We start from the raw sequence: 21,306 nt of genomic DNA on the forward strand, positions 1-21,306 counted from the left end.
ATTTAGTTTGATATTTTTCCCCTGCTTCTGAACGGAGGAATTGCACAATATAACTTACTCTAATTGTTGACTCTTAAAGGTGTTTTAGCTAATTCGCTGGAATCTCCAGCCTTCTCAGATAGCGTTGGCAGCCGTTTCATCACCGTGACATCCTCCCCCACCATAATCTTTGATTATGGTGGGGGCTTCCCAAGAATCACTTCTTAGGTTTCCTGGTTTTTCCCTTACGGGATCGCGACACTTGCCTAGATTGAGTTACCTCAATCCCCGGTAGCTCGTCTGCACAGGCAGTTTCCATTCCGCTGTGTCCCAGCGTACTAATTAATTTGATTCCTCGGTTTCTGATATTTTGACCTGCTGCTACGTCCCTATCGGTTTTGTATCCACAATGAGGACAATCATGAACTCTGACAGACAGGTCTTTTTTAACTTCTTCCCCACATTCAGGACACTGTTGAGAAGTCCCTCTCGCATCGACCTCGCTGAAGAACTTTCCTCTCTTCCAACACACATACTTAACGATGCTTCTCAACTGTCCAAATGCAGCGTCAAGCATATGTTTTCCAAACATCCCCTTAGCACTGGTGCGATAATCCAAGTCTTCCATGAACACCATATCGCCAGCATCACAGAGGGCATGAGCTTGTTTGTAATGAAAGTCCTTCCTCGTGTTGTCGATTCTGTGGTGAAGACGAGCAACTTTAAGGCGTTGTTTCTCGTAGTTTTTCGACCTCTTCTGTTTCCTAGAGAGTCTGCGTTGCAGCAATTTCAGCTCGATGAGCAGGCTCTTAAAGAACTTGGGGGGCTTTACGAGAACGCCGTCACTGGTTGCCAAAAACTTCTCCAATCCCACATCAACCCCAATGGGATGTCCATGAGGAGTTGGAGCAGGAATCCTGATATCGCATTGCAAGGAGATAGATGCATACCAATGATCTGCTTTTCTCAAGATTCGCACTTGCTTGACCGCAAAACCAGAAGGAATAGGTCTGTGCAAGTTGATTGGAATTGCTCCAATCTTTGGCAGCTTAAGGTGCAAGTTCGTTACTGGATTCTCTTTAAATTGAGGGAACAACAACGACTTAAACTGCCCGTATTTCTTGAATCGAGGAAAGCCAAATCCTCTGTTTTGAAAATACTCCCAACCTCTATGCAACTGCTTAATAGCTTGCTGAAGAACCTGAGAGGGAACTTCACCCAGGCTAGGAAATTCCTTCTTAGCTCGTGGCAAGTTGTTAAGCTGTTGAATTTCGCCAGGAAACTTCAAGTCGGCAGGAAGGATATATTCCTTCTCCAAAGAGCATCTATCAACCAAGCACTTTCTACTGTCACACCAATCTTTCATCTCCCGCAATGCATAGTTGAATGCACCCCGACAGATTTCCATCCACTCAATGAGTTGTTGCTTTTGAGTGGCATCTGGATAGATTCGGTAACGGGAAGTAAGTGCCAGCATTCCAGTATTATACTATATTTACTGGAGAGTCATTTGTCATTAAATGTTAAAAGAGAGGGCATCGAACCTCCTCACTAAAGCTCCGGTCTTTTAACCACCTTTCATCCCACCACTCAACTGTCAAGGGTACTAGATACGCTCGATATATCCCCTTCCCCCTATAGTGGGGGTCTTCCCGGCGAATCAGATAAAAGTAAATCGGGTGGGCATTGCCCACCCGATAACCCTTAAATCTTTTACTTATTGGGTTGGGGGGTCATCCGCAGGTAAGGCTTAACGACCTCATAGCCTTTGGGGAATTTCTCCTTGAGTACCTCTGGGTCTTTGAGAGTAGGGACAATCACGCAGTCGCCGCCATCTATCCAGTTAGCTGGAGTTGCCACGCTGTAATGATCGGTTAGCTGTAAAGAGTCAATCACCCGTAAGATTTCATCAAAGTTACGTCCCGTGCTCGCGGGGTAGGTGAATGTCAGTCGCAGTTTCTTCTGATTGTCAATGATGAAAACAGAACGTACTGTTAAATTATTCAACGAGTTGGGATGGATCATGTCATAGAGGTCAGAGACCTTTTTATCCGGGTCAGCCAAGATCGGATAATTGACTGTGGTATTCTGAGTTTCGTTGATGTCTCCAATCCAGCCTTTGTGGGACTCAACATCGTCAACACTTAAAGCGATTACCTTAACGTTGCGTTTATCAAATTCCGGCTTAAGCTTGGCAACAGCACCTAATTCAGTGGTGCAAACAGGAGTAAAATCGGCGGGATGGGAAAACAGCACGACCCAACTGTCGCCTGCCCAGTCATAAAAGTTAATCTCGCCTTCGCTAGAAGCTTGAGTAAAGTTGGGTACTGTATCACCGAGTCGCAGTGCCATAGCAGAGTTTCCTTATCCTTGTGGCTTAAGATGAACAATCTTAGATCTTGCCACATAAGACCTATTCTCCGGTCGGGCTTTAGATCTATTTAGGATTTGGGCGAGGCGAGTACCCCAAGCGTAGCGCCCAAATCGTAATTGTCTAGGCAGGGATGAGGAATTGGCTTTGGGAAAGCAACTGAGAGACACGCTTTACTGATATAAAATGAGATGATAGAAAACAAAAATTAAACTAATTGAGGAAAGGCGTTAATCTTTTCTCATTCTGTGTTGTGTAAGGAAGGAGTTAAGTGGATGAAGAAAGTAGTTCGCATCGTAGCACTCATGAGCTTGCTAGTAGCCTGCTTAGGATGTTTCGGGCTACCTCAAAAGGCCGTGGCTTCGCCGCTGTCTTCGGGTTATGAGGCTGTGTTAAGTAATTTTAATGGGCAAACACCTGTATTGCTCGCTGAATCTTCACTGCGAAATCTGGCTGATGACAAGCTTTCCACTGAGTTTGGCAAAAAAATCGATTTGAACAATACCCATGTGCGAGCTTTTCGGAAGTATCCAGGGATGTACCCCACTCTGGCTGGAAAAATCGTTCAGAATGCTCCCTATGAAAAGATAGAGGATGTTTTGGATATTCCAGGGCTGACGGATCGCCAAAAAGAGCTACTGCAAGCTAATTTTGACAACTTTACGATCACTGATCCATCAGATGTGTTCGTAGAGGGTGGAGACCGCTTCAATCCTGGCGTTTACTAAACACAGCGCAAATCATTATCATTTTGTGTTCAACCCACTCCATTCCGGAGTGGGTAATTTATTAAAATTTATTAAATTTATTCAGGAACTGACCGAACTTGAATTCGCTTTCCGCCAATTCTGATCATTCTGAGCTTGAACTGAACATTCCCACTCACTTTGATGTTCTCGTCGTCGGTGCGGGTGCGGCTGGGCTTTATGCCGCGCTTTGCCTGCCATCTTCCATGCATGTGGGCTTAATTACAAAAGACACTTTATCTACAGGTGCCAGTGACTGGGCACAAGGGGGTATTGCTGCCGCCATTGACCCAACAGACTCGCCAGTACTACATATAGAAGATACGATGCGAGCCGGTGCGGGTCTTTGTGACCTGGATGCCGTGGAATTTTTGGTAGACCAGGCACCAGAGTGCATTCAATCGTTGGTCGATTTGGGCGTTGCCTTTGATCGCAAGGAGAATCACTTAGCTTTAACCTTGGAAGCGGCTCATTCTCGTCCCCGCGTGCTTCATGCCGCTGACACCACAGGTCGAGCCGTAGTCAGCACGCTCACAGCTCAAGTGCTGGCTCGAAGCAATATTAAAGTTTTACAACAAGCGTTTGCTTTGTCGTTATGGCTGAATCCGCAAACAGGCCATTGTCAGGGAATCAGCCTAATTTACAACGGTCAGCTCAATTGGGTCAGGGCGGGGGCTGTAGTATTGGCAACCGGCGGTGGCGGTCAGGTTTTTGCTCAGACGACCAATCCAGGAGTGAGTACAGGGGATGGGGTGGCGATCGCTTGGCGTGCTGGAGCCATTTTGCGTGACTTAGAATTTGTGCAATTTCACCCAACTGCCCTCACGAAAGTCGGTGCCCCCCACTTTCTGATCAGTGAAGCAGTACGAGGAGAAGGTGCTCACTTAGTGGATATCCAAGGACGGCGATTTACCTTTGACTACCACCCCGATGGAGAACTTGCGCCCAGAGATGTCGTCAGTCGCGCCATTTTTAGTCACTTAAAGCAATTTCCGGATCAAGGGGAAGAAGGGGGGAACAAAAGTGGAGTAGGTCATGTCTATTTAGACTTACGACCGATTCCCACGGAGCAAATTCGCTACCGATTTCCTAACATTATCCAAGTCTGTCAACATTGGGGAATTGATGTCTTTCATAACCCCATTCCTGTCGCACCGGCTGCTCATTACTGGATGGGGGGAATAGCGACGGATTTGAGCAACCGTACCTCAATTCCCGGTTTATATGCCATTGGAGAAACCGCCAGTACGGGTGTCCACGGGGCAAATCGTCTCGCCAGCAATTCACTTCTGGAATGTATCGTTTTTGGTGCTCAATTGCGGCGAATCACGCCTAACGAATTACAACTGACAACGGATGAACTCTCCATCCCTCATCCCCCATCCCCCATCCTCCATTTAGCTGTGACAGAGTGGGAAACTCAAAAAGACAAGATAGCCGAAATACGCCTCAATCTACAACTTTTAGTGTGGCAAAGTGCGGGGATTTGCCGCCAACAGGACGTTTTGGAGAATGCGATCGCGACGTTAGATCGTTGGCGTTCCGAATTTACGGATCTTCCCTTGAGCCAGCAGTTGTTAAATTTACCTCCCCTTCAGGCTGTTAGATTAGACTTACCGGATGCGGATCGGCAATTGCGGGATTGGGGAGAAACTTATAACCTACTCGATGTAGCTTACCTAATTCTTAAAAGCGCTATCTTCCGCACAGAAAGCCGAGGTGGACATTACCGACTGGACTACTCAACCGCTAATCCCAACTGGCAAGTTCATACCTTAGTGCAAAATAATCGATGGTGGAAATCCCCACCTATTGGGGAGAGATAATGGTCAATTTGTCAGCTGTTGTGCATTTAACTTGCATGAGGAGGATAGGCAGGATGCCCATGTCACAAGAAATCTCTCCTCTTGGAATCTGCAATTTAAATGATTGTTAGCTTAATAGACCCGGTAAAAGGCAAAGGGAAAAAGTCACTGCTGTCCTCTTTACCATTCACTCATGCCCCTTTTTAACGAGTTCCGGAGCCTCGTGTAGTATCTGGCCCTTGATTATCGGGTGGGTTGAAAGAATCCTGAGATGGATTCATGCGAGCAAGTCTTGATGGAACCTTGTTAGAAGAAGCAATCCATGATGAACTTGAGGCGGCTTTGTTAGATATATTGAAGTCCCGATTTACACCGATGAGCATAGGATTGAATAGCTGCAAACCGATTAGCAATGTTGCAATACTAGTGAATCGGTGACAAAGGCACATGGCTATAAACCAGCGGTTTTAAGAGTTCATACGTTCAGTATATTCAGGGAAATTAACCATATAAGGCTATTCATCAAAGCTTTACAGCCCTTTTACCGAAGGTTTATCCACATCTAGATGAAAAATCATTTCCACGCCTATTGAATAATTTGATTTCTGAAAAAATAACCGTAAATTTACTAATTTTTGTCAATTTATTTGCCTAAACTCATTTCATTTTCGTGATTTTACGGCAATGTTTTCATAAAGCTTGTTTTAAGTTGCTAATTTCAGTAATTTTACGAGAATGCTTGACGTGAAAGATAGCCTCTGGGTCAGGGCCTGTTTGGAAAGCCCTAAGTACGTACATTGATGACTGGATCAAATTGTTCAGTGATAGCTCACTTGATAGTCCTGCTTGATAGGTTTTTACAGATTAAAAATAAAGCTCTCTGTGTAATACTCTATTTGTCAGGTTTTGCTTTATTTGTAATACATAGACTTTCTGGTTAGACTGTTGTAATACGAGGATGAGAGAGACGACTCATCTCAGCGGCGATCTCATCTCAGCGTCATGGCTCAATCAGTTATCCGGATTGAGCCTTTCAACTTCAGAAGTCAAGGATAGCGAAGAATTTCAGGCAATGACTTAGTGGAGGCAAGGCACTCTAGCTACTCGGATTGAGTACGCTGTTAATCAATGTGATAAGCTAAAGCCAGAAGTTTAACGGCTGTAAAAACTCTTACGTCAAGAATCAATGACAGAGATGCGGAAACGTCAATTTTTTGTGTGATATATTAGAGAAAGTTAATAGCCAAACTTTGAAAAATTGACTCTTAACTAATTGACTGGAAACACTCACGAAAGTAGCTATAGAATCCGCGTAAAGCCGAGGCGAAAGCCAAACACTTCTTCTTTTTTGAAGCTCACTCATGGCCTGTTAGGCTTGGTTAACGTCCTATGACTCTGCACTTGTCTCACTTTAGGTAGTACTTGTACATTAATCGGCTTACTAGACTAAATCGGCACTTCTTACGTCATAACGATATGTAAAGAATTCTTAGAAGCCGTTTTTTAGCCGCTCGCTGGGTTAAAGGTGCAAGTTAGGTTGGAGTTAATCCTCAGAACGGATGATGTAATTTGATAGACCCATCAATATGCTGAAAAAAAATTACATTCAATTTACAAAATCTTTATATAAAGATAAGTAGTAATAATATTATTTTTAATACAACTAATTTAAAAGTTTGATAACTTGTTCTAATAGACTTGATTGAAAGGGAAAAAAAATGGCTACTAAGGTAGTGACCTTCAGGTTACCAGACGACCTTATGGAGGCGATTACCTCACAAGCTCAGGCAACTGGCAGACCCAGAACAGCCGTAGTTGTTGATGCACTTAAACAAGTGTTTGGCGTGCCCTCTCCCAAAACTGTGCCAACTTCAAATGCAAGACTTCACCAACAACAAGGGGTAATAGGTCAAGAAGTTGGCAGCTTGAAGCAGCAGCCAGTTGAGTTAATACGAGGCACGACGTTATACAGTAACTCAGAGCGTCAGAAGGAGTTTGAGCAGTCTTTATCGTCTGGTCAAGCATTATGGGATGAAGTCTCTTCAGGCCAACCGAATACCTCTCACTCTCACGAATGTGGTGTGGGAGTCGATGTGCCAGATACTCGTGAGGAAGTTAGCCCCGATCTAGAATCTCCCGGCAGTATTCCAGAGGAATATGAAGAAACCCTGGAACAATTGTCAGCGAAGGTTGAGCAGCGAGCGAGGATGCTAGAGCAGGTTCTCTCGGCCTCTGTCGATCATATCTGTATGTATGATCGGTTGGGACGATATACTTACGCGAACCGTGCCTTTATGCAGTCCTTCCAACTGGAGCGGACAGATCTTTATGGTCAGACTTGGCAGCAGGTTGGTTTACCCGCCGAGGCGATGAAGACGTTTGAGCCCAAATTGCAAATTACCTTGGCTACGGGACAATCCATCGCGGAGGAAATCAGCCTACCCACGGTTAATGGCGTTAGAGACTACGAGTACATTCTTAGCCCTATCCATAGCACGGACGGCAGCATTGAGGCTGTAGTTTATACCGCTAGAGATATTACAGAGCGCAAGCAGGCAGAAGAATTACTGCGAGAATCTGAAAAAAATTACCGAAATCTATTTGAATGGGCGCACGATTCCATCTTTATCACCGACTCTTCAACGAATATCCTGTGGGATGTCAATGAACATGCCGCACGTCGATTAGGCTATACCCGCAAACAGATTCTGGCTTTACCGCCGGAAAAATATAGTCCACCCATGGAACCGAAGCATCGGGAAGCTGTTTTGCGACAGTTGTGGCAAACGGGTCATGTCGTATTCGAGCATGTTCACAACTGCAAGAATGGCAGACAAATGCCCATTGAAGTCAGTAGTCGAGTGATTGAATATGGGGGTCAACTCGCGATTCAAAGCTTTGTCCGTGATATTACGGTACGCAAGCAAGCCGAGGAAAGGCTGAGTTTATATCGAGAGATCGTTGCTCAATCCAAGGAAGCGATCGCCATTCTCGATTTGCAGGGTCGTTATGTAGAACAAAATCCAGCACATCGTTCGCTTTTGGGATACTCGGATGAGGAACTTCGGGGTCGAATCGCTAACTTCCACCTAGAGGAAGATGGATACACTCGCCTGATTCAGGAACTCATCAAGAAGGGTAGTTATCGTGGCGAAGTGACCAGTCATACCTCTAACGGAGAGTTACTGACGTTGGAACTCAATGCGGTAGTTCTGCGAAACGAGGCGGGTAAACCCGTTTGGTATTTGATACTTCCTCGTGTGAAGCAAGGCTCGAAGGCGGTGAACTCGCCTCCTGTGATTCCAAATACCTGAGCTCAAAAGTGTGAGGGATGAAGTGTAAAGTACGAAAATTGGGGAAAAGCGAGAGAGGACTTACCTTTAATCCTGTTTATCTTTCACCCTTCAAACTTTATCCTTCATCCTTTATTTCCCTAGTCTCTCCAAAAAATAGATAATATTGGCAATGTTAGATCGGGAGACTGGCGTTGACCATTGCATCTAAACTTGCCTTACGTTCTGGTCTGCTAGCCCTCAGCCTCGGTGTTGCTTTCCTGGTAACAAGGGTGGGGCTTACCCAAAACAGTCCTCAACCAGAGCCTTCGAGCGATCGTATCGAGCGCGAAGCTGTCCGTACACAGAAGGAGCTGGCGGTGTCAGCTAACCCGCTAGCCTCAGCCGTGGGTCGTGACATACTCCGTCGTGGGGGTAATGCCATTGATGCCGCGATCGCAGTTCAATTAGTACTGGGCTTAGTTGAGCCACAGTCCTCCGGGATTGGCGGCGGTGCGTTCCTCGTTTACTACGACCGTCAAACAAAACAAGTTCATACCTATGATGGTCGGGAAACAGCTCCTGCGGCGGCTAAACCCGATCGCTTTTTAGCGACGGATGGCAAACCGCTACAGTTTTACGACGCCGTCGTTGGAGGGAAATCGGTAGGCGTACCAGGGACAGTGAGGATGCTAGAACTGGCACACCAGAAACATGGCAAGTTACCCTGGGCGCAACTGTTTCAACCCGCTATCCGACTCGCTGAGCAAGGCTTTCCCCTCTCGCCACGCTTGCACACGCTGCTGAGCAAAGAACAGTTTATACCCCGCTTCGAGCCAGCCAGGAGTTACTTCTACCAAGCCAATGGTCAACCCAAGCCCGTCGGCACCCAACTGGTGAATCAGCCCTATGCCGAAGTATTGCGTCAAATCGCCAAACGCGGTGCGGACGCCTTTTACAAGGGCGAGATTGCTGGCGATATTGTGGCTACCGTGACAAAGGCAACTGTACCGGGCGACTTAACAACCGCTGACCTGGCAGGATATCAGGCAAAAGAACGCAAGCCGGTCTGTGGAGTTTACCGAGTTTATAAGATTTGCAGCATGGGTTCTCCGAGTTCTGGGGGTCTAACGGTGCTACAAATTCTGGGAATGCTCGAACGGTTTAATCTGGCTAGGGTGAAGCCGAACTCTGTCGAAGCCATCCACCTCTTCTCGGAAGCCGCACGGCTGGCTTATGCCGATCGCGGACTGTATATGGCTGATGCGGATTTCGTGCCAGTGCCAACGGACGAATTAATCGACCCAGAATACCTCCAGCGTCGCGCCCAACTCATTAATCCCAAGCGGGCGATGAGTGAAGCCAAACCGGGTCAGCTATCGTCACAGAAGGCACAAAATTGGGGGCAAGATGATTCGAGAGAGTATCCCTCTACCAGCCACCTCAGCATTGTCGATCGCTCCGGTAACGCGGTAGCCATGACAAGCAGCATTGAAGATGCCTTTGGTTCGAGGTTGATGGTGCGAGGCTTCTTACTCAACAACGAACTCACAGATTTTGCGTTTTCCCCGACAGTAGAGGGCAAGCCAGTTGCGAATCGCGTAGAACCGGGGAAGCGCCCTAGAAGTTCGATGGCTCCCACCATGGTATTTGACCGCAATGGCAAGCTAGTAATGGTGGTTGGTTCTGCTGGTGGCAGTCGCATTATCAACTACGTTGCCAAGGCACTGGTTGGGGTGCTGGACTGGAAACTCGATAGCCAGCAAGCCTTATCACTTCCTAATTTTGGCAACCGGAATGGGCCAACGGAACTGGAGAAGGGTACGCAGATTGAGCAACTCAAGCCTGCCTTAGAAGCCATGGGGCATACGGTGCAAATTGTAGAACAAACCAGTGGTTCGCACGCGATCGTATTGACAAATCAAGGGCTGATTGGTGGTGCCGATCCTCGCCGTGAGGGAGTAGCTTTAGGGGACTAATAGCATTGTCGTTTGTCGTAACCCGCTCGTAGTAACCGCTTTAGCGGCTATAAAAAAACTCTATGTATGAATATCGTCGCCTAAGTGCAAAATTCTCATGTCTACTTTAAGCTCAGCCTCAACCGCAAACCCCACAGAAACCCTGTCTGAAGAATCTCCTGAGAAAAAAATCTGGACAGATGCCGAATTCATAGCGCTGCCCAAAGATGGGCATCGATACGAACTGGTTAACGGAGAACTCATCGATATGGGAAATTCGGGTGCAAAGCATGGCTATGTTTGTAGTACCTTGATGATTTTGCTAGGCGGATATGTCCGTATCCAAAAACTAGGGGCGATGTTCGACTCCAGCACTGCCTTCAAAATGAAATCCGGTAACAAACGCTCTCCCGATATTTCCTTTGTCGCTAAAGAACGACTACAAGGAATGGAAGAACTGCCTGATGGTTTCTTAGAGGGTGCCCCCGATTTAGCCGTAGAAATCCTTTCTCCCGACAATACTGTTGAAGAAATGCACCACAAAATTGTGGAATATTTCGAGAACACTGCTCGTCTGGTGTGGGTGATTCACCCCAGTGAGCATTAGGTTCTAGTCTATCGTTCGCCTCAACCTGATCGCCTGCTCAAATCCACTGACGCGATCGATGGAGAAGAAGTCATTCCTGGCTTTACCCTGGCTGTATCGGAGCTATTCCAAAAACTTTCTTTCTAATCTGTCAAATGGGGGAGGTGACGATGGGGAGTTATTAAGGCTTTTCGATAATTTCACCAATTGACTGTGCTTTTTGATTTGAGGTTGTTACTTGGAATAGATAGTTGGGAACTCTATAAGTACATCCTCACACGAGCAAGTCAATCAGCGGCATGACTATTAATTTAGCCAGAAGCTTAACACCTGAAGAGCAAGAATTGGAAAACCATCAACGCGAACTGGCTGCACTTGAGGCAGAGTTGGCTGAGCGAGAGTTGGATTTAGCAACGGTTCAGGCAGAGTTACACACCTTTGAGCGGGAATATCTACGAGTTGTTGGCATCCGATATGCCGAACTGGATGAGATAGAGGCTGAGATTGCTAGGTATTTAGCATTCTTGAATCCAAAAGACTCTGAGACTCGAAAGCAGGCTGAAGAAGCTTGGGAAAAAGCACAAGCCTCTAAGCAGGCTGCTCATGAAGCACAAGCATCAGCTAGGGCAAAAGACTCTGAACAAACTACTGACGAGAATACAACTGACGGCTCCAGGTTTTTGAGAGACTTCAAGCCATTGGAGAGTCTGAAGAAACTGTATCGGGAAGTTGCTAAACGTATTCATCCAGATTTGGCGACAGATGAAATTGAGCGCCAGCGCAGACAGCAACTCATGGCTGAGGCGAATCAATCCTATGAGGATGGAGATGAGGAAGGACTGCGTGCAATTTTACGTGAGTGGGAAAACAGTCCTGAATCGGTTCAAGGGGAAGGAATCGAGGCTGAACTCCTTCGCACTATTCGCAAAATTGCCCAAGTTCGGGAGCGATTAAAGAAGATTCAGGTAGAAATTGAGGCGTTGAAGCGATCGGCACTTTACCAACTTAGAGAAAAAGTCATTGCTACACACCAGGAAGGGCGTGACTTGTTAGCAGAAATGGCAGATCAAATTGATGAGCAGATTGCTGCTGCAAAAGTACGGTTAGAGGAATTGAAAGCTAAGGTAGGTTTTTGAGCATGAGTAGTGACAAGGAGGAAAAGAAGAAAAGTATTGTTCCAGTAGGTGAGCCGAGGCTGATAAGGTATTCTTCTCGTTTGATTCAAAGGGGATTGGATTTAGCGAAGGAACTGGATAAATCTGAGGCAGGCTTAGAGGTTTCCAGGCAGACAAGTGAAATTACCACGCCTCAAAAGCTGATTTGGAAATGTATACGCACTCTCATAGGGCATTTGAACGTTTATTCTGTAGCTATCAGCCCTGATGGTCAGACCCTTGCCAGTTGTGGTGATGATAAGACTATCAAGATTTGGAACCTGAACACAGGCGACTTACTTCGTACCTTTACGGGGCATTCAGATATAGTTTGGTCTGTCACCTTTAGTCCCGATGGACAAATCCTTGCTAGTTGCAGTGAAGATAAAACAGTAAAGATATGGAAGCTGGATACCGGGGAGTTGCTCAGTACACTATTAGGGCACTCAGAGGCAGTAGTGTCTATCACTTTTAGTCCTGATGGAAAAATCCTTGTCAGTGGTAGTGGAGACAAAACAGTTAAAGTATGGAATTTAAGTACAGGAACACAACTACATACTCTCTCAGGGTATTCAGGTGCGATCCTTTGGCTTGCTATCAGTCCTAATGGTCAGACTCTTGTCACTGGAAGTGAATATAGTGGAATAAAACTTTGGGAGCTGGCTACAGGAAATTTTCTGGGTACTTTTTCGGAGTTATATTTTCTAGCCACCATTAGCCTTGATGGAAAGACGCTCGCCTATGCTAGTGATTGGAACAGTTCAAGAACCATTGAATTATGGAATCTGGAAAGTGATGAACTGCTGTGTTATTTGGCAACTGAAAGCGAGGTTAACAACCAGTATAGTTCTATCGCTGTCAGTTCTGAAGGTAAAAACGTTGCTGGTGGCACTGAAGACGGGACAATAAAAATTTTTGATCGGGACATTGGCAAACTAATTTATATCCTCTGTGGGCATTCAAAATCGGTTCTGTCTGTAACTTTTAGCCCTGATGGTCAGACCCTAGTTAGTGGGGGTTCGGATGGCTCTATCAATATTTGGCGAATGTCCCCTTCTGCTGAAACAGAAGATACAATACGTCAAACACAGCTTTGGAATTGTGTACACACCCTCACTGGACATTCAAGCAATGTTTCGTCAGTTGCTATCAGTTCTGATGGGCAGACCCTCGCGAGTGGCAGTTGGGATAATACGATCAAGCTTTGGAATCTACATACTGGGAAGCGACTACACACCCTTGATGCTCATTCAAGCTCGGTTCTCTCTGTCGTCATCAGTCCCGATGGGCAGAAACTTGCTAGTGGTCACTCTGGAGGCTTGTTAGATCGATCCTTCGGCTCAATAAACATTTGGGATCTTAATACTGGAGAACTCCTACATAACATAGGTGGATATGGTGAAGTTCTTGCCATCAATCCTAGTGAGAAGACTTTAGTTAGCAGCTCATTCAGCAGCACGACATCTCCAACTTTAATAGATGTCTGGAGTTTAGATACAGGAGAACGGCTGCGTACCTTCTCTACTAAGCAGTTCGATCACATGTGCTTCTCAATCGGTCTTAGTAGCCCTCTGCCTGATTTTTGTTTCAAAATCGAATCTCTTGCTATTAGTTCCGATGGACAAATGCTTGCTAGTGGTACGAACGACGGTAAGATTCATCTATGGAATTTATACACTGGGGAGATAGTTCACACTTTCACTGGGCATTTGTTCGAGGTCGTTTCTGTAACATTTAATCCAGATGGACAGTTTCTTGCTAGCGCTAGTGAGGACGGAACAGTTAAACTCTGGGACTTGCACACCAAAGCTTTGGTTCATACTCTTCCAGCAGGTTTCAGTGACATCGACGATCCAACCAGTGTTCGTTTAGTTGCTTTCAGCTCAAATGGGCAAACTCTTGCTAGTGCCAGTTGGGCATTTATGACGTGGAATGTGAGTACTGGGGAGCGTCTCTACACTTCTGGTTCCGGGATAGTTAGCTCTGTTGTTGCGTTCAGTCCCCATCAGCAGACTATTGTTAGTGGCTTTGGTAACGACATTGAGGTTTGGCAGTTGTCTCCAGTGACGATGATAGGGGTTAGTGACCCTACAGCTTAGATCTTTGTGCATCTGTAATTACAAAACTTAACTAGTAAAATTTTTACTAGCCTTCAGAATCTCAAGACCCGTCTCAATACGCTGTAGCACCCAATTAGCATTTTTTTTTGACCAAGCTAAGTCCTCAATCAAGTATCTCTCAAGTTCAGAAATATTTATCTTACTACCAAAACGTGAAATAGCACAAATAAATCTATCTAGTCTCCGAATATCTTTTGGATGTTTAATATATCGAGGGCTAGAATCCCACATACATAATGGGTTCACGTAATTTTCAAAAAACTGTCTTGTTTTTTTACCTTTGATAATCTCTTTTAGTCTTTTCTGTTCAGAGGCATATCTCATAATACTAACGGCTCTATCAGCCCCTAACGAAAAATGCTTTATTTTTATCAAATATCAGGATTAGGCATAAAATAAAACAAAATAGGAAACCGCTACCGCTGAAGCGGTTACTATGAGCAATTCCTACGTGACGGATTAAACCGTATATTCTATAAAGAATGAGCAAATTGATATTGATTTCGACCGAGTTGTTTGGAGCGATACATGGCGGAATCAGCACTCTTAATTAAAGTTTCCTCCTCTTCCCCATCATGGGGATAGATACTAATTCCAATACTGCCAGTTACAAAAACATTTTGCCCATCTAACACAAAAACTTGAGACAGATTCTCTAAAATCTTCTCGGCAATTTGGGCGGCATATTCCACTTTTGCAATATTGGAGAGAATCACGGTAAACTCATCACCTCCCAAACGCGAGACAATATCACTACTGCGTACAGTATGTGTAAGTCGTTGAGCCACAATCTTCAACAGTTGATCGCCAATATCATGTCCCAACGTATCATTGACCTGCTTAAAACCATCTAAATCAATAAACATGAGTGCGACCAACTGATTATTGCTTTGTGCCCAAGTCAAAGACTGACTCAGGCGTTCGTGGAACTGCTTACGATTAGCAAGGCCAGTTAGGGGGTCATGATAAGCCAGATAACGCAATCGATCTTCTGAAAGTTTGAGTTCCTGGTTAGAACGAGTCAAATCTTCAGCCGTTTGTCTAAGTGCTTCTTCCGCTCGTTTACGCTCTGTGATATCTCGAATAATCCCAACCAGAAAGAGATTGCCAGCAGCGTCTTTGTGGAGAGACTTTTTGGTAGAAATTAGATGAGTTATGCCAAAGGCATCCGTAAATTTTCCTTCAGATTCCTGGGGTTGACTGGTTTGAAAGACAAGTTCATCTTGAGTCCAGAAAATTTCTGCTTCATGCTGGGGAAAAATATCATAGTCTGACTTTTCCATTAAAGTTTCCAAAGGATAGCCGATGAACTTACAATACGCATGATTCAAAATAATCCAGCGATGCTCTTTATCTTTAACAAAAACGGGGTCAGGAATAGTATTAATAACAGTCTGCAAAAATTCTTTGGAGCGCTTTAATTCTTCCTGAATATGAGCCAAATGGTTGGTAATCAACACCGCCGAACCGATGAGTCCAAGCACAGCAGGGACGAATGGCAACCACCAACCCGCCCAAAAAGCTAGGTAACAGATGCCACCCAGCGCCATACTGGCTAGGAGGAGACGCACAGAGGCACGTCGAGGTAATGTTCTTTGGCTTCGTCGGAACTGATGCCCCTGAGCGAAGCGACTTCGCCAGCGCATATGCCAAATCAGTTCAGCACCCAAAAACGTCCAACTGAAAATCCATAAGAGTTCCAATGGATTCGACCAAACCTTGATTAAGGGTCGTTCCTCAAGGACGCTACTCAGGATTTGACTGATAAAATTAGCGTTGATTTCAACCCCAGACATCGGTTGTGCTGAACCGATCAAACTATTGCTATAGGGGACGTAAAAGAAATCTTGTAAACTCGGTGCGGTTGAACCAATCAAAACAATGCGATCGCGCATCCAACTGGGATCAACTCGGTTTTCCAGCACATCTGCCATAGAAAGGGTGTGAAAGCTACCGGGGTGTCGAAAGTTAACTAAAACTTGATACCCTTGACTATCCGTTCGTGCATAACCCCCGTCATTGCCTTGGAAGGCAGGAAATACCCTCCCACCCAGTTGCAAATAGTTAGGATTAACCTTGGCTGCTTTGGGCATAATGCCTTCTGCCTCTAGATAAATCAAAGCCAGCTTGAGCGCAAAACTTTGGCGGGCTTGGCCAGCCACATGCCAATAAAATAAACTTCGACGTAATTTGCCATCGTTGTCTACTACAACATTATTGAACCCAATCTGTTGACGTTGATTTAACACCCTTGGGGGGGCAACACCCAAACTCGTGCCAAAGCTTGTTTTACCTGGAAGTTTCTCAATCCCAATCAAATTGGGAATAGTTTTACTAGCTTTGATAAATTCCTCATGACCCGGTTCAACCGGTAAATCGCGATAAATATCTAAACCAATTGTGCGGGGTTGATAACTGTTTAATTTCATCAACAGTTGAGCCATTAAGCGGTCGGAAATCGGCCATTGTCCTGCCTCCTGTAGGTCTTGTTCCCTAATTTCAACAATTACAATCCGAGGATCGATGGGTTCTTTTACACGCAGGGTGAACAGTTGGTCGAAAGCGGCAAGCTCTGATGACTGTAGTAACCCCATGAGACGAAGAAGAATGATAGCGCCTGTGACGCCAACAGAGGCTTTTAAAACTGGACGTTCGCCGTGAAACCACTGCTTTAGCCTTCGACCTAGACTTGCTTTTAACATCTACCTGACTGCACGATTGTTGCAAGATGCAGCTATATACAGCATATCGATACAATTTGTTATCAACCAACTGATTGTATAGTTGTTTTTTATAGCATTAGAAATTATGGCCTGTTCGCGTTCCCTGAGTAATCAGAAGATAGGTTTAATAGCCGGTCTGACAACCTAGTTGAAAAAGTGCTGTGTATCTGAAAAGTTCAGCCTAGATTTCCCTGACGCATATGCAAGGTTGAAAGAGCCTGTTGCAGAAGTTATACCTTTTCCCTTTGACTTGCTACATCTTAAACTCCACCCCAACCTCCTCATTCTCATCCTTACCTTCGGTTCCGAACACACCACTTGCCCAAGCGTAAAAAGAGGGGAGTAAAACGAGAGCTGTTGCCAATGATCAGAGAAACGGTATTATTCGCCAATTATACTCAAGCCAAATTGGTATAGCAAAAGGCACCGGAGCGACCGCCGGAGCTTTAGTGAGGATGATGAGGCAGCGGAGATCATACGAGGAGGCTCCAAGGCAGAAGGGATGCATATTGACGGGTCAATGTTTCAGTATTTGGCGAGAGTCAAGAGTCGCCTTGGGGACTGCTATATTACAAAAAATCGCTAAGAAACCTCACCGCCATCCTGCAAGTTTCGATAGAAGCAAAAGTTCCCAAAAGTTGAGACAGCAAAAATAAAAATCCCAACCTTTGAAAGGAAAGGTTGGGATTATCAACGGAAGAACTTCCAAGAATCGGTATAAGTAGTCGTTGCTCCGACACGCTCCTAGAGAGGATAAAAGTCTGTAAAATCAATCTTCTCTCGAATGCTTCACCTCCCTAGAGCCTTGCCTTGAGATGGGGGGAATGTCATTGGGTTGACTGTCCTGGCAACGTGTATTTGAAGTTTCGTGAACCTTGATAGTTGGTCAAATCAGCAAGTTCTTCGAGAGTTTTCACGCCAGAGGTCAATTCACCGTTAATTTGCCAGCTAGGGAAATATTTAACGCCAGCTTCTTTACAGACTTGTGGCTGAGCATTTTTGCCATCAGTGGAACACTCAACATAGTTGAGTTCCTTGTAGGCAGGTTTCCCGAAAAGCTGCTTCTGCTCATAGCAGTGAGGACACCAGTAGGCACCGTATTCCTTGGCACCCACTTTTGCCAGATGACGCGCTAGATCGGTTTCAGCTTCACCAGAGGTTGTTGTGACTTCCCAACCAATTACGGGTTGTGGCGTGGTAGTGGCAACAGGAATTGGGGTGCGAGAACCGATGGTCTTGGCTGGCGCACCACCCCCTTGGGCGTAAGCTCCCAAAGTCCCAATGATGGCTACCATGCCAACCAAAATACCCGTGAACAAGAGTTGGCCAATATCCTCCCACGCACGACCTAGGATTGCCAGCACCAATAGGGTAATGGAGAACAGAGCTGAGGCTAAGCAGTAGATACAAAATGCCTTGATTTTAAAGGACATCAGGTATACCAAGTAACCACTGAAAACCACCATAGCGATGCTACCGGCAAATATCAGCAGCCAAGTCCAGTTCTCCACATCGCTGCGGAGGTCTTTTTGCTCGGATGATTTCAGCAATTGAGGAGCGAAAGCAAACAGGGCAATAGCCGCATAGGACACAAGACCAAACAAGCTCAAAGGCACACCGAACACCTTGGCATAGCTGCTCTCCAAAACAGCTTGGCAGTTGATCGGGCCAGTAGTCGGGCACCCCGCTACTTTTTGGAAAACCCCATACTCGATTAGCGTGAGATAGGCAGTGTCTAGAACACCGAGAAGTGCGATCGCGCCGATTAGCTGACGAGACCAACGGTGAATCCAGGGAGCAGAACGTCGGCGACTCATGATTAGTTGTGGGTTGTTCTTTGTGAGTGGGTAGACAGGCAGCACGCCTGTCATGAGTTGCTTAATCTATTTACGAATGTAGCTTGACGGAAGCCATGGGTTGTGGTTCGATTTTTGCCGCAACGCTGCATCGCGCCGCTTCCACAAATTGACTGACGCGAATCGGGTCAATAGGTTGCTCAATCCGCCCCCGCCGCTTCAGAGAACTGGAAACAATCACGCCGTCAGCCGCTTGCATCAGGGTGGAGATGTTTTCCCAGTTCGCTCCACTACCAATAAAAACGGGTGTACCGTTAGCGGCAGCAGAGGCCAATTCCAAGTCTTCTAAAGACGGAGGGCTACCCGTCGCCCAACCTGAAAGAATCACGCCATCGGCTAACCCGCGTTCGATCGTCTCCTGCACCGCTGTTGTGAGATTGGGGGAACCCAAAGGCCGCGCATGTTTGACCAAAACATCTGCCAAAATTTTGACATCACTGCCCAGTTCCCGGCGGTAGCGGAGCAATTGATGAGCCTGTCCTTCAATGAATCCTTGGTCTGTTGCCATGACCCCGGTGAGGACATTAACCCGAATAAATTGGCAAGGGACGCAGGTGGCGATCGCTAAAGCACTGTGGGCATCGTTCCGTAATACATTGATCCCCACTGGCAGCGTCACCAGATTCATCAGTTGCTGCACAATCAGCGTCATGGCACTAACCACAGCGGGATCGACCTGGTTTTTCGTAAATGGGGCGTCAAAAAAGTTCTCGACGATTACGCCATCGACTCCCCCAGAAGCCAGTGCTGTCACCTCCTGCTCTGCGCGATCAATGACCGCCTTCAAGCTCCCTCCCCAGCGGGGCGATGTGGGGAGCGGCAGTAGATGAACCACACCAATAATTGGATTCGGTGTCTTGAAAATTTGAAGTAAGTCCACGTATCTACCTAAAAACACCGGCTACTTTCTGCCCTACCTGTCAATGCTCTCCGATTGAGAGCCAACAAGGGTGACTCGAACCTGGGTTGAGGGTTGAAGGTTGAGGGTTGAAGGTTAAAGGTTAGCATGTGCCAACCCGCAATCCTCGCCAACCGACCCACTTGCCCTATTGTTCGCGCAGCCTGAGCCGTAGCGATCGCCAGAGCGTCACTTTCAACTGTTTTTCCCAAGCTCCAATCACCTCGGTCAGGGAATGTTGGCATAAATAGCTCTTTTTTTGCTACTCGTTTGGATATCTCAATAAAATTTTATCTACAATAAGTAACGGGGGTTAAGAAAGGATAAGGAACATCCGGACTACTGGAGTGTGGGTGGGCCGAATGCTTAATGATGTAAAATGCACCTTTACAAGGTCGCGACCCCACTCACTCAAGCCGTAGTAAACACAACCGCATGACCGCATGGGCAACAAGCCAACTATCGCAATTTCTCATTTGGGCTGCGAAAAAAATCGCATCGACACGGAACACATGCTGGGCCTACTGGTTCAAGCCGGTTATCCGGTCGATACTAATGAAGAGTTAGCGGATTATGTTATTGTAAATACCTGTAGTTTTATTGGAGCAGCTCGTGAAGAGTCTGTCCGCACCCTGGTCGAATTAGCAGAAGCTGATAAAAAAATTGTCGTTACTGGCTGTATGGCGCAACACTTCCAGGCCGAACTCTTGGATGAGTTGCCTGAAGCTGTGGCAGTAGTTGGGACAGGCGATTATAACAAAATCGTAGATGTGATTCAACGAGTAGAAGCGGGCGAACGCGTTAAGCAAGTTTCGGCACAACCGACATATATTGCTGACGAGACAACTCCGCGCTACCGAACGACCTCGGAGGGTGTTGCTTACCTACGGGTAGCTGAAGGGTGTGACTACCGCTGTGCGTTCTGTATCATTCCCCATCTTCGGGGAAAACAGCGCTCGCGCACGATTGAATCCATCGTCGCGGAAGCCAAACAACTGGCTTTTGAAGGCGTGCAGGAAATCATTTTGATTTCTCAAATTACGACCAACTACGGTTTAGACCTTTATGGCGAACCGAAGTTAGCAGAACTCTTACGAGCGTTAGGTCAAGTGAACATCCCTTGGATTCGGATGCACTACGCCTATCCAACGGGTTTGACCCCAGCCGTAATTCAGGCCATTCAGGAAACCCCGAATGTCCTTCCTTACCTGGATTTACCCCTACAACACTCCCATCCAGAAATCCTGCGCGCCATGAACCGCCCCTGGCAGGGACAGGTGAATGACAGGATTATTGAGCGCCTCAAAACAGCACTGCCCGATGCAGTGCTGCGGACAACCTTTATCGTCGGGTTTCCTGGTGAAACAGACGAACACTTCGATCACTTACTCCAGTTTGTCCAGCGCCATGAGTTTGACCATGTAGGTGTCTTTACCTTTTCTCCGGAAGAGGGTACCTCGGCCTACAACTTGCCAAACCAACTACCCCAAGACGTAATGGATGCCCGTCGGGATGCCCTGATGGCAGCTCAGCAGCCCATCTCCTGGAAAAGGAATCAGGCTTGTGTCGGTAAGGTGGTTGATGTCTTGATTGAGCAAGAACACCCTGAAACAGGTGAATTAATTGGTCGCTCTACTCGATTTGCCCCTGAGGTAGATGGATTGATTTACGTCCAAGGCAATGCTCCCTTGGGCACAATCGTGGGAGTGGAAATTACTGATGCGGATGCCTACGACCTGTATGGTTCTGTAGTCCCTCATTCTTCGTCAGTTGTTAAAGGATTACAGGTGGCTCTTTAGAAGTATTGCAGGGCGAGCAATTGTTCAGGATAAGTCGGT

16 protein-coding genes are annotated in these 21,306 nt (G+C 46.3%); 9 read left to right on the plus strand and 7 right to left on the minus strand.

Annotated elements, in window-relative coordinates; translation table 11 throughout:
* Positions 1 to 196 precede the first annotated feature (196 nt).
* Together NDI48_19075 and NDI48_19080 are read right to left on the minus strand one after the other, a co-directional pair.
* Entirely contained in the window at positions 197 to 1,456 is a 1,260-nt protein-coding gene (locus NDI48_19075; protein MEP0833277.1) for a transposase, read from the minus strand.
* A 236-nt stretch (positions 1,457 to 1,692) separates the two neighbouring features.
* Positions 1,693 to 2,331, minus strand: a complete 639-nt coding sequence (locus NDI48_19080) for a peroxiredoxin (GenBank protein MEP0833278.1) — start codon at positions 2,329 to 2,331, stop codon at positions 1,693 to 1,695.
* A gap of 294 nt (positions 2,332 to 2,625) precedes the next feature.
* Between NDI48_19080 and psbU the strand changes: the two genes are divergently transcribed.
* The 8 genes from psbU (at position 2,626) to NDI48_19120 (ending at position 13,970) form a co-directional block, all read left to right on the plus strand.
* On the plus strand, positions 2,626 to 3,078 hold the full coding sequence (gene psbU / locus NDI48_19085) for a photosystem II complex extrinsic protein PsbU (GenBank protein ID MEP0833279.1): 453 nt from the start codon (positions 2,626 to 2,628) through the stop codon (positions 3,076 to 3,078).
* A gap of 98 nt (positions 3,079 to 3,176) precedes the next feature.
* Entirely contained in the window at positions 3,177 to 4,922 is a 1,746-nt protein-coding gene (gene nadB, locus NDI48_19090; GenBank protein ID MEP0833280.1) for an L-aspartate oxidase, read from the plus strand.
* A gap of 258 nt (positions 4,923 to 5,180) precedes the next feature.
* Positions 5,181 to 5,339, plus strand: coding sequence for a hypothetical protein (locus tag NDI48_19095; protein MEP0833281.1), 159 nt, complete (start codon positions 5,181 to 5,183; stop codon positions 5,337 to 5,339).
* 1,280 nt (positions 5,340 to 6,619) lie between these two features.
* Positions 6,620 to 8,215 carry a PAS domain S-box protein gene (locus NDI48_19100; protein ID MEP0833282.1) on the plus strand — a complete coding sequence of 532 codons (1,596 nt, stop codon included), beginning with the start codon at positions 6,620 to 6,622 and terminating at the stop codon, positions 8,213 to 8,215.
* Positions 8,216 to 8,388: 173 nt separating this feature from the next.
* On the plus strand, positions 8,389 to 10,152 hold the full coding sequence (gene ggt / locus NDI48_19105; GenBank protein MEP0833283.1) for a gamma-glutamyltransferase: 1,764 nt from the start codon (positions 8,389 to 8,391) through the stop codon (positions 10,150 to 10,152).
* A gap of 97 nt (positions 10,153 to 10,249) precedes the next feature.
* On the plus strand, positions 10,250 to 10,738 hold the full coding sequence (locus NDI48_19110) for a Uma2 family endonuclease (protein MEP0833284.1): 489 nt from the start codon (positions 10,250 to 10,252) through the stop codon (positions 10,736 to 10,738).
* Between the two features lie 278 nt (positions 10,739 to 11,016).
* Positions 11,017 to 11,853: a hypothetical protein gene (locus NDI48_19115; protein ID MEP0833285.1), complete on the plus strand. Its 837-nt coding sequence runs from the start codon at positions 11,017 to 11,019 to the stop codon at positions 11,851 to 11,853.
* A 2-nt stretch (positions 11,854 to 11,855) separates the two neighbouring features.
* Positions 11,856 to 13,970, plus strand: a complete 2,115-nt coding sequence (locus NDI48_19120; protein MEP0833286.1) for a WD40 repeat domain-containing protein — start codon at positions 11,856 to 11,858, stop codon at positions 13,968 to 13,970.
* 27 nt (positions 13,971 to 13,997) lie between these two features.
* Here the strand turns inward: NDI48_19120 and NDI48_19125 are convergent, their stop codons facing one another.
* The 5 genes from NDI48_19125 to NDI48_19145 form a co-directional block, all read right to left on the minus strand.
* Complete coding sequence (locus tag NDI48_19125; protein ID MEP0833287.1) at positions 13,998 to 14,315, minus strand: hypothetical protein; 318 nt, start codon at positions 14,313 to 14,315, stop codon at positions 13,998 to 14,000.
* A 149-nt stretch (positions 14,316 to 14,464) separates the two neighbouring features.
* Entirely contained in the window at positions 14,465 to 16,693 is a 2,229-nt protein-coding gene (locus NDI48_19130; GenBank protein ID MEP0833288.1) for a CHASE2 domain-containing protein, read from the minus strand.
* Between the two features lie 848 nt (positions 16,694 to 17,541).
* Positions 17,542 to 18,531, minus strand: a complete 990-nt coding sequence (locus tag NDI48_19135; GenBank protein ID MEP0833289.1) for a vitamin K epoxide reductase family protein — start codon at positions 18,529 to 18,531, stop codon at positions 17,542 to 17,544.
* A gap of 70 nt (positions 18,532 to 18,601) precedes the next feature.
* The gene (locus tag NDI48_19140; GenBank protein ID MEP0833290.1) at positions 18,602 to 19,450 is read right to left on the minus strand and encodes a BtpA/SgcQ family protein; all 849 of its coding nucleotides are present in this window, start codon (positions 19,448 to 19,450) and stop codon (positions 18,602 to 18,604) included.
* 8 nt (positions 19,451 to 19,458) lie between these two features.
* Positions 19,459 to 19,713 carry a hypothetical protein gene (locus tag NDI48_19145; protein ID MEP0833291.1) on the minus strand — a complete coding sequence of 85 codons (255 nt, stop codon included), beginning with the start codon at positions 19,711 to 19,713 and terminating at the stop codon, positions 19,459 to 19,461.
* A gap of 198 nt (positions 19,714 to 19,911) precedes the next feature.
* Between NDI48_19145 and rimO the strand changes: the two genes are divergently transcribed.
* Positions 19,912 to 21,267, plus strand: coding sequence for a 30S ribosomal protein S12 methylthiotransferase RimO (gene rimO / locus NDI48_19150; GenBank protein ID MEP0833292.1), 1,356 nt, complete (start codon positions 19,912 to 19,914; stop codon positions 21,265 to 21,267).
* The last annotated feature ends 39 nt before the right edge of the window (positions 21,268 to 21,306 follow it).

The sequence above is a fragment of the Microcoleus sp. AS-A8 genome (assembly GCA_039962225.1).
Classification (GTDB): Bacteria; Cyanobacteriota; Cyanobacteriia; order Cyanobacteriales; family Coleofasciculaceae; genus Allocoleopsis.